At 38.4% G+C, this 14,943-nt stretch carries 14 protein-coding genes and 3 pseudogenes; 6 read left to right on the top strand and 11 right to left on the bottom strand.

The annotated features are described in order from the left end of the window. Nucleotides 1-45: 45 nt before the first annotated feature. The 4 genes from BN1765_RS05255 (at nucleotide 46) to BN1765_RS05240 (ending at nucleotide 3,025) form a co-directional block, all read left to right on the top strand. Nucleotides 46-477 (top strand): MarR family winged helix-turn-helix transcriptional regulator, encoded by a 432-nt coding sequence (locus BN1765_RS05255; RefSeq protein WP_050614146.1) that lies wholly within the window; start codon nucleotides 46-48, stop codon nucleotides 475-477. Further along, the gene (locus BN1765_RS05250; protein ID WP_050614145.1) at nucleotides 478-1,668 is read left to right on the top strand and encodes an MFS transporter; all 1,191 of its coding nucleotides are present in this window, start codon (nucleotides 478-480) and stop codon (nucleotides 1,666-1,668) included. 290 nt (nucleotides 1,669-1,958) lie between these two features. Further along, nucleotides 1,959-2,273, top strand: a complete 315-nt coding sequence (locus BN1765_RS05245; RefSeq protein ID WP_050614144.1) for a metal-sulfur cluster assembly factor — start codon at nucleotides 1,959-1,961, stop codon at nucleotides 2,271-2,273. A gap of 26 nt (nucleotides 2,274-2,299) precedes the next feature. Then, the gene (locus BN1765_RS05240; protein ID WP_050614143.1) at nucleotides 2,300-3,025 is read left to right on the top strand and encodes a class I SAM-dependent methyltransferase; all 726 of its coding nucleotides are present in this window, start codon (nucleotides 2,300-2,302) and stop codon (nucleotides 3,023-3,025) included. A 135-nt stretch (nucleotides 3,026-3,160) separates the two neighbouring features. On the opposite strand, the gene BN1765_RS05235 is transcribed toward BN1765_RS05240, so the two are convergent. The 8 genes from BN1765_RS05235 to BN1765_RS05200 all read right to left on the bottom strand — a co-directional run bounded on the left by BN1765_RS05235 (nucleotide 3,161) and on the right by BN1765_RS05200 (nucleotide 9,825). Then, on the bottom strand, nucleotides 3,161-3,838 hold the full coding sequence (locus tag BN1765_RS05235) for a Crp/Fnr family transcriptional regulator (RefSeq protein WP_050614142.1): 678 nt from the start codon (nucleotides 3,836-3,838) through the stop codon (nucleotides 3,161-3,163). Nucleotides 3,839-4,371: 533 nt separating this feature from the next. Next, on the bottom strand, nucleotides 4,372-5,175 hold the full coding sequence (locus tag BN1765_RS05230) for an arsenite methyltransferase (RefSeq protein ID WP_050614141.1): 804 nt from the start codon (nucleotides 5,173-5,175) through the stop codon (nucleotides 4,372-4,374). Between the two features lie 270 nt (nucleotides 5,176-5,445). Next, complete coding sequence (locus BN1765_RS05225) at nucleotides 5,446-5,730, bottom strand: iron-sulfur cluster biosynthesis family protein (RefSeq protein WP_050614140.1); 285 nt, start codon at nucleotides 5,728-5,730, stop codon at nucleotides 5,446-5,448. A 30-nt stretch (nucleotides 5,731-5,760) separates the two neighbouring features. Beyond that, entirely contained in the window at nucleotides 5,761-7,521 is a 1,761-nt protein-coding gene (arsA, locus tag BN1765_RS05220; RefSeq protein WP_050614139.1) for an arsenical pump-driving ATPase, read from the bottom strand. Between the two features lies 1 nt (nucleotide 7,522). Beyond that, nucleotides 7,523-7,891 (bottom strand): arsenite efflux transporter metallochaperone ArsD, encoded by a 369-nt coding sequence (gene arsD / locus BN1765_RS05215; RefSeq protein WP_050614138.1) that lies wholly within the window; start codon nucleotides 7,889-7,891, stop codon nucleotides 7,523-7,525. 107 nt (nucleotides 7,892-7,998) lie between these two features. Next, on the bottom strand, nucleotides 7,999-8,421 hold the full coding sequence (arsC, locus tag BN1765_RS05210) for an arsenate reductase (thioredoxin) (protein ID WP_050614137.1): 423 nt from the start codon (nucleotides 8,419-8,421) through the stop codon (nucleotides 7,999-8,001). A 26-nt stretch (nucleotides 8,422-8,447) separates the two neighbouring features. Continuing rightward, on the bottom strand, nucleotides 8,448-9,506 hold the full coding sequence (gene arsB, locus BN1765_RS05205) for an ACR3 family arsenite efflux transporter (RefSeq protein WP_050614136.1): 1,059 nt from the start codon (nucleotides 9,504-9,506) through the stop codon (nucleotides 8,448-8,450). Between the two features lie 16 nt (nucleotides 9,507-9,522). Continuing rightward, entirely contained in the window at nucleotides 9,523-9,825 is a 303-nt protein-coding gene (locus BN1765_RS05200; RefSeq protein WP_050614135.1) for an ArsR/SmtB family transcription factor, read from the bottom strand. 339 nt (nucleotides 9,826-10,164) lie between these two features. Here BN1765_RS05200 and BN1765_RS19450 point away from each other — a divergent pair. Beyond that, nucleotides 10,165-10,632, top strand: a pseudogene (locus BN1765_RS19450) (SDR family oxidoreductase); the annotation flags it as partial. Here BN1765_RS19450 and BN1765_RS05190 read toward each other — a convergent pair. After that, nucleotides 10,628-10,891, bottom strand: a pseudogene (locus BN1765_RS05190) (SDR family NAD(P)-dependent oxidoreductase); the annotation flags it as partial. The pseudogenes BN1765_RS19450 and BN1765_RS05190 overlap by 5 nt on opposite strands. Before the next feature lie 26 nt (nucleotides 10,892-10,917). Continuing rightward, nucleotides 10,918-11,931 (bottom strand): AraC family transcriptional regulator, encoded by a 1,014-nt coding sequence (locus BN1765_RS05185; protein ID WP_050614134.1) that lies wholly within the window; start codon nucleotides 11,929-11,931, stop codon nucleotides 10,918-10,920. 302 nt (nucleotides 11,932-12,233) lie between these two features. On the opposite strand from BN1765_RS05185, the pseudogene BN1765_RS20720 reads away from it, so the two are divergent. After that, nucleotides 12,234-12,405, top strand: a pseudogene (locus BN1765_RS20720) (aldo/keto reductase); the annotation flags it as partial. Nucleotides 12,406-12,459: 54 nt separating this feature from the next. Here the strand turns inward: BN1765_RS20720 and BN1765_RS05180 are convergent. Then, a complete protein-coding gene (locus BN1765_RS05180) occupies nucleotides 12,460-14,370 on the bottom strand; it encodes a heavy metal translocating P-type ATPase (protein ID WP_050614133.1) in 1,911 nt (636 codons plus the stop codon). Nucleotides 14,371-14,943: the final 573 nt, after the last annotated feature.

Below are 14,943 nucleotides of genomic sequence, written 5' to 3'. Positions count from 1 at the left end.
AAATAGTTATCATTGATAACTAAAATAGGAGGTAAGAGGATCACTGTGTACCAACAATTATTTTTCCAATTGATTTTAGCGACCCGCCCGTTTGATACCCAATTAAAAGAACAGCTTGCCAAATATAATCTGCATCGCACAGAGTGGGCTGTGCTGACTTACCTTATGACGGATGAAAATATGAGCTTGGTAACAATCGGCAGGGTATTAGGAATGGATAAACCTAATGTTACACGTACGGTCAAACGCCTTATCGAGCTAGGCTATATCGAACTGCATCCTTCCGAGAACGATCGGCGCATCAAAATGGTAAAGATCAAAGAAACAGCCCGCAGTCTTTATCAGGAAATCCGCACAACGATCGATGCCTTTGAGCAAGAAATATTGGGAGGTGTTTCAGAAGAAGAACAGCAAGCAATGTACAATGGTTTAAAAAAAATACGCGAAAACTTAATTAAAAGGGCTGGGGATATTTAAATGAGTCAAACAAAAGAAAAACTATGGACAAAAGATTTTGTGTTCATGGCTGTCATTAATTTTATACTGATGGTCATATTTTATTTATTGATGGTCACCATGGCTTCATACGCTGTTAAAGAATATCATTCTTCTGTTTCGCAAGCTGGCCTTGTAACCGGGATTTATATTGTCGGAACATTAATAGGACGAATATTTACAGGACGGATTATTCATAAAGTAGGCACGAAAAAAATATTAATGATTGGTCTAATTCTCTTTCCTATCACCATGGCCTTTTATTTTATCCAGGCCGGTATTGCTGTATTGATTATCAGCCGTCTGGTAAACGGGATTGCAGTTGGTATTGCTTCAACCGCTACCAGTACAGTCGTTGCTCAAATCCTACCCAATTCCCGTAAAGGTGAAGGAATTGGCTATTTCAGTATGAGTACAACACTCGGAACAGCCATCGGACCATTCTTCGGCCTTATGTTGAGCCAACATACGACTTATTTTGTTATTTTTATGTTATGTATGCTTTTAGCAATCATCGCTTTAATTAGTTCCTTGTTTGCGAAAATACCGGCAAACGATCCATATACCACCGCCCCGGAAGAGAAAGGTTTTCGCATTTCTCAATATATTGATAAAAAAGCACTTCCTATAGCCATAATAATGTTATTGTTTTCCCTTGGCTATGCAAGTGTGCTCTCCTACCTGAACTTCTTTGCTGAAGAACGGGATTTGGTCAGCACATCAAGCTTTTTCTTCTTTGTATATGCCCTATCAATCCTTTTTACACGTCCATTTACAGGTCCTTTAATGGATACAAAGGGAGCTAACTATGTTGTATACCCATGTGCGATTTTCTTCGGAGCAGGCCTGATCCTATTAAGCTTCTCTCATAGTCCCTTTGTTCTATTGTTATCAGGCGTTATCATCGGCATTGGCTATGGGAATATTTCTTCCGTCCTTCAGGCGCTTGCCATTAAAGTTACGACTCCGGAAAAAATGGGACTTGCCACTTCCACATACTTTATCGGTTTAGATGTCGGCCTTGGCTTCGGGCCCTATTTATTGGGGTATTTGGTGCCATCCCTAGGATATAGCCATTTATACGTTTGGTTAGGCATCTTTATGTTCTTCCTAATGATTCTTTATCTCTTTTTACACGGAAAGAAAGACCATTTACTATCAAACAATCAATAACTGTCTAAACTACGCTAACATTATTTTCTCGTCTTATAGATGAATACGAGCCTGATCCCGTGGTGGATCAGGCTCTTTATTTTCCTCCTTAAAAGATTATCCATTGAATAAACCTATTGCCAAATTATTCATCGTTCCATTGTGTTCTGAGTCACATTTTTTTGATTGAAAATCACTTATAGTTAATCCATCAATTGCTGCCACCTGGAAAGCAGGATGATTGTTCGAATAACAAAATATCAATATTCAGCTTTCTATTAGACAAATATAAATTGAAAGGAACTAAAGCGATGGATACCTTAACAAAAGAACATGTTCTTGAAAAACTGGAAAATGTACTCGATCCCGAGCTTGGAATTGATATCGTGAACCTTGGGCTCGTATATGATGTCACATTTGTCGGACCTGACCATCTGAAAGTGACCATGACAATGACATCAATGGGTTGCCCTATGGCAGGCCATATTGTCGCTGAGGTAAAAGAAGCATTGCTTATCAATCTTCCTATCCTGAAAAAGGTTGAAGTTGAAGTGGTGTGGACACCTGTTTGGACAAAGAGCCGCATGTCACGTATAGCAAAATTAGCTCTAGGCATACATGGTTAATAAATAAAAAGAAGAGGTGATTGATCATGTCATTCTATAAAACACTAACTCCCTATTACGATCAAATTTTTCCTGCAAACGAAAAGGCTTTATCATTCTTAACATCCCATTTCAAAAAAGGAGACACCCTTTTGGATGTAGGTGCGGGTACAGGCAATATGGCCATTTCCCTCTCACAACAAGGTTTTCAAGTAACAGCAATGGAACCAGAAGAGGGTATGGCAGAACAAATTCAAATTAAATCCGAGTCTTGTCACCATCCAGTCACCGTTACTACCAAAACAATGGAACAAATAGAAACAATCGATGAAAATTATAATGGGATCTACTGTATAGGGAATACTCTCGTTCATTTAAATAGTTTTAAGGATATCCATTCATTTTTTAAACAAACGTTTCAAAAATTGCATTCAGATGGTGTATTTATCTTGCAAATTGTTAATTTCGATAAAGTTTTGATAAAGAAAGATTTCACCTTCCCAGTCATAAAAAAAGAGGCTTTTACGTTTGAACGCCATTACGATCTGGATGAAAACCATATCCTTTTCACAACAACACTTTCGGCTAATGGAGTTTCCCAAAAGAATACGATCCCATTATATCCAGCCACTTCAACTCAACTGATCCCACTATTAGAACAATGCGGTTTTGAAAGGATCAAAGCATACGGAAACTTTGAATATAAAGCTTATTCAATTGATTCACCAGCATTAATAATAGCAGCTAAAAAAGGAAAGCAGGAATCGTTATGAAATTAGATGAATTAGAATCATTCATTTTAGAAAGGATCACACTGGAGAAAAAGAGCCTGCCCGCTCCACTCTCCTGCTAACTAAACATCCCTCCATACCCATGTATAGGAGGGATGTTTCATATAAGTCCTTATATTAAAACAACTCTTTTAAAGCCTTTACATCACAAATTTGTATTTGTCGGCCCGATATTTTAATGTATCCTTTTCTTTGGAAAAATGAAAGTTTCCTGCTAAGCGTTTCCCTTGTAGTGCCTAACATTGAAGCAATATCCGTTTTATTAGTCGGGAATTCAAAAATCAAATTCTCGCTATTTTCGCCATGTTGAAGAATAAATGCAGCTACTCTTTGAGCTACATCTCGGTGGTTAAACTGACTTAATTGAAATTCTGCTTTTTCAAGCCGTTCACTTAATTGATCCAGCATATTAAGCATTAAACTTGGTGATTTTTCTAGTGTTTTTTTGAATTCCTCCCCTTTTACCAAACATATTTCAGTTAATTCAATGGCTTCTGCATTTGATGTTAAAGAGTTATTTCTAAATAAAGATAAATCGCCAAAAAAGTCTCCCTCTTGAATAATTCGAATGACTTGTTCATGGCCTTCTTCAGTAACGCGCGTAATTTTCACTTTTCCTTTACGAACGACAAACAAATGATTATTTAAATCACCAGCTAAAAAAACGGGTTCTCCCTTTTTATATGTCCTGTGGATAATAATCTTAGACAGTTCTGCCATTTCATCGTTGTTTAAACCTTGAAATATAGGCACAGAAGACATACAATACCTTCCATTGCATTGCGAACAATCCATTGTTCTCTTGCCTCCTCCTGTAACAATATGTATTTTGTATAAATGACCATGACCGCTTTTCTAAAAAGCAGAAGAGCCTTGAATACGTTCATTCAAGGCTTTTGTCCTACATATTATTATTGCATGATCATTTGATTTTAATAACTGAGCATATCATTGCTGCATTTCCATCAAAACTTATTTTCGAATATTTTATGCAGATCAATCGCCATTGCTTACTAAAACAAAATCACAAATTTTATCTGAGCAATGTCCATATTCCCGAATGGAACAAATGAAGAAGGAAGAAACGTAGCTTTAACATTGTTTCTGCCTTTTGTTTTTATTTGTTTATGGAGAAAAATGATCTCTTATGAGACAGCCCCTTCCCCATCAGCTCATTCCGTTACTAATTGTTCAAAGGCCGTTAAGAAACTTTGATACGTATGCTGTCCGTACTGAAGGGGGTCTCCTTTAAAAAAGTGGTTCTCCATAAATATACGTACTTCTTCCTTTGAAAAACTTCTTTTTCAATAAATTAAAAATCGAATCCATTATTTTGTTGCTTCAATAATCGCCGAGACAATATATTCTTCTACTTTATGGTCAGGTGCCCATTCCTTAATGAATTCTTTTGATTCATCTTTTGGCACAATGGAAACATTTCGAAAACCAGCTTGTTCTATAATGGATGTCAGCTCTTCAATGGAGGATGCACCTGAGATACATCCCGAATAGAGATCCATATTCGTTCGCAATTCTTCTGGTAAGTTTGCTGTCATGACAACATCAGAAATAGCCAAGCGACCATTTGGCTTCAAGACGCGATAGGCTTCTTCAAACACTCTCTTCTTATCAGGAGAAAGATTAATCACGCAATTGGACATGATGACATCGGCAACTTCGTTTGCCACAGGCAAATATTCTATTTCACCCAAACGGAACTCCACATTCTCAAACTTATTTTTAGATGCATTCCGACGTGCTTTTGTAATCATTTCAGGTGTCATATCCACGCCAATGACTTTCCCTGTTGCTCCCACCTTAGGAGCAGCCAAGAATGCATCAAATCCGCCACCGCTGCCTAAATCAAGCACTATTTCTCCCTCTTTGAGGTTGGCGATGGCTTGCGGATTACCACATCCTAATCCCATATTGGCGCCATCAGGGATGTTTTGCAGTTCTTCCACGGTATAGCCCATCTTTTGGGAGATTTCTTCTACTGAAATGTTTTGATTGGTATCTGGTGAGCAACAGCTGGGTGCACAACAACTAGTATGATCAATTACCTTTAAGGCGATCTTTTTATAATTATCACGAACTTCATTCCGAATTTGGTCTTTCTTCATATCACTCATTTTTCTTTCCCCCATCCTTATCTTCAATCTACTTACCGACTTCAGTTTCATGAATGCGCTTCTTGGTTGCCAAGAAAAACAGGTATCCCTGGGACCCGTTAAAAAGACGGCTACAAACCAGTTCAGCCAATGTTCGGTAAGGGATGAATAAAAACCCCCACCAATCAAAGTTTTACGAAATAGTGTCTGTTGAATAATGAAAAAACAAGATGGAACCACCGAACATGGGCGTTGGCTCCATCCATTCTATTTTTGGTAACTTAAAACGACTTAGCAACAAGAATTAGCGTCATATCCATTAAGGACGATGCCCATTTCTCCGTTTTCTTCTTCCACGTCCACAGTCACACCATTTAATTGGTCTTTGACATCAGGGTGTATGGCCACTTTTATCCCATTGATTTCTTCTACGCTGTCTTTCTCTTCAGCTTCTTGTAAAGCGACCCCTAAATTCACGCCACAACATCCTGCAATCCCATAAAAACGCAATGTTGATACATCACTGTCCTTCATAGCTTGTTGAATATAGCCTTTTGCTTGATCTGTAATATTCATTTCAATTCCTCCACTTATTCTTTATTTGGTTTATAGCAGATGGTTCAAACCATCAGTCCCTTTTGGTTCCTGTACACTCCAAGGAATAATCACCATGTGTCCGTTCGATAATTCATTGACTCGTTGAATCCAATTCTTTTCCGCCTGCGCTTTTTGGGCTAAAATGGCGTCCAAAGTGTCCGTGACATAAAAACTTTGATTAATTACCCACCAGTGGATGGCAATATTCGCTCTTTGTAAATCTTTTTCCAACCGAGTAGCTTCAAAGACTGGTGTTGCTTCTGGCAACGTAGTGATGATAATACTGGTGTATGATTCATCACGCAATTTCGGCAGCAACTCCCGAACGGATTCAGGGATCTCGCCTGAAGAACGAGAAATTTCTTTATGATAGGCTTCTGATGCATCCAATAACAGAAGAGTATGCCCAGTAGGTGCGGTATCAATGACTACAATCCGATCTTTGGATTCCGCAACCACGTCTGCGAATGCTCGAAAAACGGCAATCTCTTCTGTGCACGGGGATTCAAGGTCTTCTTTGATATAAGCTAACCCATCTTCATCCATCGTCTCACTGGCTTTAGAAATGACTTCATCCTTATATTCCTGAACCACTTTTTTAGGATCAATGGAGCTGATGGACAAGTTTTCATGCAGCCCGTTTTTCCCTAAAGTCCAAGCAATATGGGCGGCAGGGTCAGTAGTAGTCAAATGAACTTTTTTTCCTCTCTCTGCTAAGCCGAGGGCAACGAGGGAAGCAACCGTCGTTTTTCCGACGCCGCCTTTCCCCATCGTGAAGATGACCCTTTGTTGATGCTCTTCATAAAAATCAAGCATATCCTGAACTGATTGATATGAAAGTGGCTCTTTCACTGTTTCCACAGAAGCCATTTCAAAATCATGATTCAACCATTTTTCCATTTGTTTAGTGCCTGTAATGGAGAAAGGGGCCAAAGGCAAATAATAGACAGGATACAGTGATAGGCCTGTCGGGATTTCCTGCAACGCTTTCTGTTGTCTTTCATACAGGGTCTTAGCATAATGGTCTTTCAACGCCGTTTGCTCAAAAAGGCCATTGATGATGACTTGCTGGTTGCTTATCCCGATGTCTTTCAGTTCATTAGAAGCCCGTGCAGCTTCTCGTAATGGACCTTCTTCAGGACGACTGACTAATAAAAGCGTGGTCCGATTGGCATCAGATAAGACTTTCACGGCTTCGCTATACATTTGTTTCTGGCTTTCGAGGCCTGCAAGTGGTCCTAAACAAGAAGCGCCATTCGTATTATCCTCCAGGAATCCCGACCAGGCAGTCGGCAATTGAAGCAAGCGCAAGGTATGACCTGTCGGTGCCGTATCAAACACGATTACATCGTATTCAGCATTTATCTGTTTATCGGTCAAAAGAGATGAAAATTGGTTGAATGCCGCAATTTCCACTGTACAGGCACCTGACATTTGCTCTTCCATCGAAGAAAGAACGGCTTCAGGCAACTTTCCTTTATAAGGAGCAATCATGCGCTCTTTGTATTCGGCAGCTGCTTGAATAGGGTCCAAGTTCAGTGCATACAAATTAGACGTATCATGAATCAACGTAGGATGATTGGTCAATGTTTGGCCAAAAACATCTTGTAGGTTAGAAGCTGGATCCGTACTGATTAATAGGACTCTTTTTCCTTGTTTGGATAAGGTCAGTGAAAGGGCACTGGCAACTGATGTTTTTCCTACACCGCCTTTACCTGTAAAAAAGAGATAATGGGTAGCCGGAAAATCTTCTGGTGTGAATCGTTTCAATTCAATTCCCTTCTTTCTTTGCTTTAAGAGATAAACGAACCTTTGGCTTTTGTGTCAATTCTTCCGCCGCAAATCCCGTCCATTGCTCAAACTCCTTGTTCGAAGGGTATGCTCCTGTTAACTCCACTTGGCCATCCACCAATACAATTGGCAAAACGGAAGGCCCTTTTTCATTCAATAATTGATTCACTTTAGCATTCTTCATGAAATGCTCGGTATCATTCGCCAAATTAAAACGCTCGATCGGATACTCTTTTTTGGATAAGTTACTGACAATAAAAGAAACACGCAATAATTCGGGATCAATGGACGGTCCACAAACACCTGTTGAACAGCACATGGCTGGGTCAAAAATTTGAATCTGTTTCATGTTACTCCACTCCTTTTTCTATTGGCATGTTGATTCACTTAAAAATAAGCATACGCTTATATATTTATTAAAGAGATAGCCAAGAAAATCCCTTGGCTATCTGTTTGTCATTCTCCCGTACGGGCAAAACGCTCAATACGTTCCCCAATTTCATCCCGCACTCGTTGGAAGAAAGCCCATTTTTCTTCATCTGTACCTTCTGCTTTTGCTGGGTCATCAAATCCCCAATGCACGCGTTTCACGTGAGGAGGAGTCATTGGACAATGTTCATTGGCATGGCCGCATAACGTCACTACCAAGTCTGCATTGTTTAGAATAGCTGGATCAATGACATCGGATGTTTGATTGGAAATATCAATGTCGACTTCTTTCATGGCTTTTACAGCATTAGGATTTAACCCGTGTGCTTCCAAGCCTGCGCTTTTCACATTCCAAGTGCCATCCAGATGTTTTTTTGCCCATCCTTCAGCCATTTGGCTGCGGCACGAATTTCCTGTACAAAGAAAGTAGATGGTTTTTTTCTGTGTCATACCGGTCTTTCCTCCTGAATAAATAACTACAATTTAATAGTCCTAAAATATTTCTTTTCCCATCTTAAAGCTACGTTGACCAGAGCAATTAAGACAGGAACCTCCACCAACGGTCCGATAACGGCCGCAAAGGCTTCTCCACTGTTGATGCCAAAAACTGCAACAGCAACCGCAATCGCCAGTTCAAAGTTATTGCTTGCAGCTGTGAAGGAAAGAGAAGCTGTAACTGGATAAGACGCGCCAGCTTTCTTGGACGCAAAGAACGAAACCGCGAACATGATCAAGAAATAGATGAATAATGGAATCGCAATTCGAACCACATCCATCGGCAAGGCAATAATTTTGTCTCCTTTTAAAGAGAACATCATGATAATCGTAAACAATAGCGCGATGAGTGTAAGGGGTGAAATTTTCGGTAAAAACGTTTGTTCATACCACTCTTTCCCTTTTATTTTTAAGCCGACGATTCGAGTAAGAATGCCTGCTGCGAAAGGAATCCCTAAATAAATCAATACGCTTTTGGTGATTTCCCACATAGAAATGGAAACCGCCATATTCTCTAATCCAAAAACGCCAGGCAAGACATTTAAGAAGAAATACGCGAATACGGAATAAAACACAATCTGGAAAATCGAGTTAAAAGCAACCAATCCTGCTACATATTCGCGATCACCACGCGCCAGGTCATTCCATACAATAACCATGGCAATACAACGGGCTAGACCAATCATAATAAGGCCTGCCATGTATTCTGGGTAATCATGTAGGAACAAAATAGCCAAAAAGAACATTAGGAAAGGTCCCAGTAACCAATTTTGAAATAATGATAGCAATAAGACTTTCCAATCTTTAAAGACTCGCCACATTTCCTCGTATTTCACTTTCGCCAGTGGTGGATACAACATGATAATCAATCCAACAGCAATCGGAATGGATGTTGTACCTACCGAGAATGTATCCAGTGTGTCTTTAAAGCTTGGTACGGAAACCACCAATAAAATTCCAATAGCCATGGCCACAAAAATCCAAAGCGTCAAATAACGATCCAAAAATGAAAGCTTCTTCGTTACACTTTTTTCTGCCATTTCAGCCCCTCCTCTTCTAACATCGAGGAGAACATTTGGTGACTCGGATTGGCTCCAACTCATCAATAATGGATTGGATGTATGGTTCTTGACGATCGTTTAGTCTGAAGTGTTTCCATGTCCCTTTTTTACGTTCAAGAATAATGTCTGCTTCTTTTAGCTTCTTTAATTGTTGACTGACGCCTGGTTGTGAAATCTGTAAGACTTCCACTAAGTCACAGACACAAACCTCTCCTTGTTTCAAACAAGCAAGGAGCTTCAACCGATTGGCATCACTGACAGCTTTTAATAAAGTAGCCATACGGTCCATTTTATCCATTCTTAGTCCTCCTCTTATAATATTACCAATCACTTATATAAGATATTACTTATATTAGCAGTATATGCTTAAACAATGCAAGTGTGCACGGTTAAAACCTACTATATTTCCATACAGATTGTTGCTTTCTTATTCAACAAACGGAGGAGTCTAGTTGAATAAGACATTATAAAATTTAATAAACAAAAGAATTATTTTGTTACAAAAAATACGCCCTACAAATGTAAGGGCGTATTTATTTGATTATTCCTTATTTTCCGTTTCCATATGAAGAAGAGGAGGAACTAACCATCCTGCAAAACTTAAAAGCATCCAAAGATACAGTATGGAAACAAACGAGAAATGATGCAATATGAAGATGTCACTGATGAAATATGGAAAAAATACTTCCATACTAACGTATTAGCTGCAAATGGGCTATGTAAACTCTACCTTCCAAAAATGCTGAAAAATAATGATGGCCGCATTATTTTTATTGCAAGTGAAGAAGCAATAATGCCTTCAGGACAAATGCCTCAGTACTGTATGACAAAATCAATGCTGCTATCATTGTCAAAAAGCTTATCTAAATTAACAAAAGGAACAGAGGTTACAGACAATACGATTATGCCTGGACCAACACTTTCTGAAAATGTACAAGAAATAATTGAGGGTATCTACAGTAATGAAAACATGTCTTTTTCAGAAAAAGAAAAACAATTCATGGTCAATAATCTGCCCCAATCTGAAATACAGCGATTTATTAGACCAATTGAAATTGGAAGACTAACTGCATTCTTATGCAGTCCCTATGCCTCTGCGTGTTAACTAACATATCTACTCTAGGGTACTTTGAAAATAACGCCTCTCTTTGTTGAGCATCCACAATATCCGCTGCAGCATTTTGAGGTGAAGTTAGCGGGAATTCTGATTTAATTTCTTGTACAGTTCGTTCTGCCTCTTCATAATTCCGTCCATTTATGAGTACGTTAACTCCTTCTTTAGCGAGTTCTTTTGCTATTGCTTTACCTATACCTTTTGTTGAGCCTGTAACTAAAGCCGTTTTATTATTTAATCCCATTTCCATCATACATTACTCCTTTAGGTTGGTTTTCAATGTAGTTCGTTTATAAGTGCATGTTCAGCACGCCAATTTAAAGGGGTTTCACCTTCCCAACTGCGGAAAGCTCGATAGAACGAGCTCTGATCTTTATATCCAACAAGAAAAGCCACTTCTTTAATATCTAGAGCAGGATCAGCCAAGTACTGTCTTGCCTGTTCATGACGGGCTTTCTTTAGCAGTTCCTTAAAGCTGGTTTTGGCATCAGTAAGCCGACGCTGTAAAGTACGTTCGCTCATGGCCAACTCACTTGCTACATCTTGTATGTCGAGTCTTTCTCCTGTTAAATTGCGTTTTATAATCCACTTAACTATCTCCGTTATTGAGTGATTGCGATGCTGCTCATCCAACGTCTGCTCCAAAACTGGTGTTAAAATCTCCAGTAATTCAGCGTTGTATGAAATAAAAGGACGATCGAGATCTTCTCTTTGCAATGTCATTCTATTACGTTTTGCACTAAGCTGAATAGGACAGCCAAAGTATTCTTCAAGTGTCTCTACTTGACCAAATGAATGTGTAAATTCTACTAATCTCGCTTTTAAAGGATTACCGATTCCTCGTCGTCCTAGTTCCAGTAAAAACGCGAGTGTCGTTCCAATTAGCATTGGCGGTCCGGCTTGCTCCGTGTCCAACCATTCAAGTTCAATCACACAACTTTTGCCTTCCTCCACAATGCGTAATTTTTCAGGGGGACACATTTCCTTATAGCGCACCATTCTTTGTAAAGCATCTCGATAATCACGAGCATGGTAAGCTGCCAGTACAGATGGGGGATACTGCGCTGTTTCAAATACTATCGGAAGTTTAAGAATTCCAGCTTCCATGTCACCGATGATATCCGAATATGCTTGCCATAATGCGTAGTATTGTTCGACAGTGACAACTGATTCAGTGATTACAGTAAGCGGCAATTTTGCTTTTCGAACTAAATCTCGTGTATTAACTCCAAGTTGTTTCAGTCCTGTCCAAAGTCCATCCGGTATTCTAATACGAGTATTTGTAGTCATATTACACCTCTCTATCTATCAGCACATTACGTTTCAGCTTGTATTTGTTAACGGGATAGTCATTTCATTTTACTTATATATAGTCTTTCTGTAATTAGCAAAGAGCGACAATCAATTCGCCAAAAACGCCAATAATAAGAAATTTATATTAATTATAACAACTCTTCCTTAATGTATTTTATGATCTACTATATATCTCTTAAAGCTACTTTAACCAAAGTTTAAATTTTTTGCTTAACCTCAAGAAAACTCTAACTCTTATGATGAAAAAGCACTAAATTTCTATTATTGGAGTGGATAACATGAAAGTAAGAAAACTTGGACATAGTGATTTGGAAGTGTCTTCTATAGAGGGCTAGGCTTGATGGAGATGCCACCAGAATTTAGGGTCAGACGTATGATGAGGAATCAATTAAAACAATTCATCGTGCTATGGAATTGGGCGTGACATTGTTAGATACTGCAGATGTTTATGAAAAAAAAAGCAAGTGAAACTAATTCATAGTTCCCTTGCTTTTTATTAAATATTTATTCCTTGATTGACTTTAATAAACGAAGTCCATTCAGAATAACAAGAATAGTACTTCCTTCATGGCCAATTACCCCAAAAGGAAGGCTAATTGTTTGTAAAAAGTTAGAACAAATTAATAACACTATTACACTTATAGAGAATATAACATTTTGTTTAATAATCTTATTCATCTTTCGAGATAGGACAACTGCTTCGGCAATTAGAGATAAATTGTTTTTCATCAATACGACATCAGCTGTTTCAAGTGCTACATCCGTTCCTTCACCCATTGCGATCCCGATGGAAGCTGTCGCTAATGCAGGTGCATCGTTAATTCCGTCCCCAACCATCGCTACTGTGCCATACTTCTCTTTTAATTTTTTCAGTTCATCTACTTTCGTCTCTGGTAAACATTCTGCAACAAATCCATCTACGTGGCTTTCACTTGCGATTGCTTGAGCTGTTGCTGTACCATCACCTGTTAGCATAAATGTGTAAACACCCACAGATTTTAACTTTTCAATAGCATCTATGGTTTCTTGACGAACCGTATCTTTTAACGTAATTAAGCCTGCAATCCCTTTGTGATCACTGGCAAAGACAATCGTTTTGCCCTCGGCTGCCAATTGTTTGGCAATGCCATTTTGAAAAGCAGCAGCAGCTTCTGCTCCAACAAAATCTGCTTTACCTACTTTCCACTCGACTCCCTGCAATATTGCTTTTACTCCAAAACCTGATAGATCCTCTGATGTTTCAGGTTTAATAAACGATAGATTCATATTGTCCGCAGCATACTTTACAATAGATTGCGCTAATGGATGGTTGGAATATTTTTCGACTGATGCCACACACTGAAGAAAATTCTCTTTCGTAAAATCATCTCTGAATAACACATCTGTCACTTCTGGCTTACCTTTAGTCAATGTCCCTGTTTTATCTAGGGCAATAGCCTTTAAATTCCCTAAGTTTTCTAAGTGAACGCCACCCTTGAATAAGATGCCTCTTTTTGCGCCATTTGAAATAGCAGAAAGTGTAGCCGGCATAACAGAAGCTGCTAATGCACAAGGAGATGCCACTACTAAAAGAACCATTGCACGATAAAACGTTTCATTCCAACTCCAGCCCAAAATAAAGTGAGGCAAAAATAGCATGAATGCCACAACAATCAATACAACATTTACATACATACCTTCAAATTTTTCTATAAACAATTGTGAAGGAGACTTTTCACTTTGTGCTGACTGTACCAACTGAATAATTTTCTGGAATAGTGTTTCTTCCTGAGGTTTCGTTATTTCAACCGTAATCGTTCCTCGAAGATTTACAGTACCGGCAAATACTTCATCACGCACTTTTTTACTAACTGGCATCGATTCACCAGTGATGGCTGCTTCATCAATATTTGTCGTACCTTCAATAATGGTGCCATCAGAAGGTACTCGTTCACCCGCTTTAATTAAGATATGGTCTCCTATTTTCAAATCAGCTGCCGCAACTAATGATTCATTTCCTTGGGGATCGATTAATAGTGCCTTTTCAGGCTGTAAGTCCATTAAAGCTGATATTTCTTTATGACTCTTGTTCATTGTATATGTCTCAAGTGCACCACTTAAAGAGAAGATAAAGATTAGAATCGATCCTTCAGCCCAATAACCAATAATAGCAGAGCCAACGGCAGCTAATATCATAAGAATTTCAACATTCAATTTTTTCGTTTCGATTGTATCCAATATACCTTCTTTTGCTTTAGCGAATCCGCCAATAGCAAAAGCTAATAAATAGGCAATAATCGAAAATGCCACCATGTCATTTTTAGATAAAGTCCAACCAATCAAGATAAATAAACCGCTTATTAATGCCGCAATTAATTCAATATGTTCCCATGCTTTTTTCCAGATAGACATTTGAATTGTTTTTTCTGAAGCCATTATTATTCCCTCCTATTCTTAGCTGTTATTTATATAAAATCGCTTTTTTGTTATGCTCCATCTTTAATTCAAGCATAACAATCTCAATCTCAGAAGTCAATCTAATTGAGAAAATAATAATCTAATCGAGAACGATTATTAGTTATAACAACAAAAATCTAATAAATGATAATAATTATTATTAATAATGGTTCTCATTTGCAACTAGGGGCCTTTAAGAAACCCATCAGATCAAGGTTAAAATAAAGGAGCCTATTGGAGTCCGTTCTAAAAAAGAAATAGGAATGGATTTTCTTATTTAATGCATTCCTTTTAGAAACATTTCTCTCCAGTAATAAACGGGGATTGAGATATTAAAGACTTATTAACCGAGGATGACTATCCCTTAAATAATACGAACATCGAATTAATGGACTGTAATAACAGGATTATTTGCGGAAATTTTCTTGTCAAAAGACTCTATTCAGTTATACTATATACCAGTAGTAAGTGGTACTGAATATTAGTAATACAAACTATCAGTGAGACAGATACCGAGAAAAGATAAGTACAATACAATTGGAGGGGCAAAAA

The sequence above is a fragment of the Bacillus testis genome, from assembly GCF_001243895.1.
Lineage (GTDB): Bacteria > Bacillota > Bacilli > Bacillales > DSM-1321 > Bacillus_AD > Bacillus_AD testis.
Note: the sequence above shows the minus strand (reverse complement) of the source record. Positions and strands in the feature narration are given on the sequence as shown.

Bases quoted from the DNA above. Each gene is read 5' to 3' on its own strand.
- BN1765_RS05250 (WP_050614145.1), top strand. From the start codon at position 478: ATGAGTCAAACAAAAGAAAAACTATGGACAAAAGATTTTGTGTTCATG.
- BN1765_RS05245 (WP_050614144.1), top strand. From the start codon at position 1,959: ATGGATACCTTAACAAAAGAACATGTTCTTGAAAAACTGGAAAATGTA.
- BN1765_RS05240 (WP_050614143.1), top strand. From the start codon at position 2,300: ATGTCATTCTATAAAACACTAACTCCCTATTACGATCAAATTTTTCCT.
- BN1765_RS05235 (WP_050614142.1), bottom strand. From the start codon at position 3,838: ATGGATTGTTCGCAATGCAATGGAAGGTATTGTATGTCTTCTGTGCCT.
- BN1765_RS05230 (WP_050614141.1), bottom strand. From the start codon at position 5,175: ATGAGTGATATGAAGAAAGACCAAATTCGGAATGAAGTTCGTGATAAT.
- BN1765_RS05225 (WP_050614140.1), bottom strand. From the start codon at position 5,730: ATGAATATTACAGATCAAGCAAAAGGCTATATTCAACAAGCTATGAAG.
- arsD (WP_050614138.1), bottom strand. From the start codon at position 7,891: ATGAAACAGATTCAAATTTTTGACCCAGCCATGTGCTGTTCAACAGGT.
- arsC (WP_050614137.1), bottom strand. From the start codon at position 8,421: ATGACACAGAAAAAAACCATCTACTTTCTTTGTACAGGAAATTCGTGC.
- arsB (WP_050614136.1), bottom strand. From the start codon at position 9,506: ATGGCAGAAAAAAGTGTAACGAAGAAGCTTTCATTTTTGGATCGTTAT.
- BN1765_RS05200 (WP_050614135.1), bottom strand. From the start codon at position 9,825: ATGGATAAAATGGACCGTATGGCTACTTTATTAAAAGCTGTCAGTGAT.
- BN1765_RS05185 (WP_050614134.1), bottom strand. From the start codon at position 11,931: ATGACTACAAATACTCGTATTAGAATACCGGATGGACTTTGGACAGGA.
- BN1765_RS05180 (WP_050614133.1), bottom strand. From the start codon at position 14,370: ATGGCTTCAGAAAAAACAATTCAAATGTCTATCTGGAAAAAAGCATGG.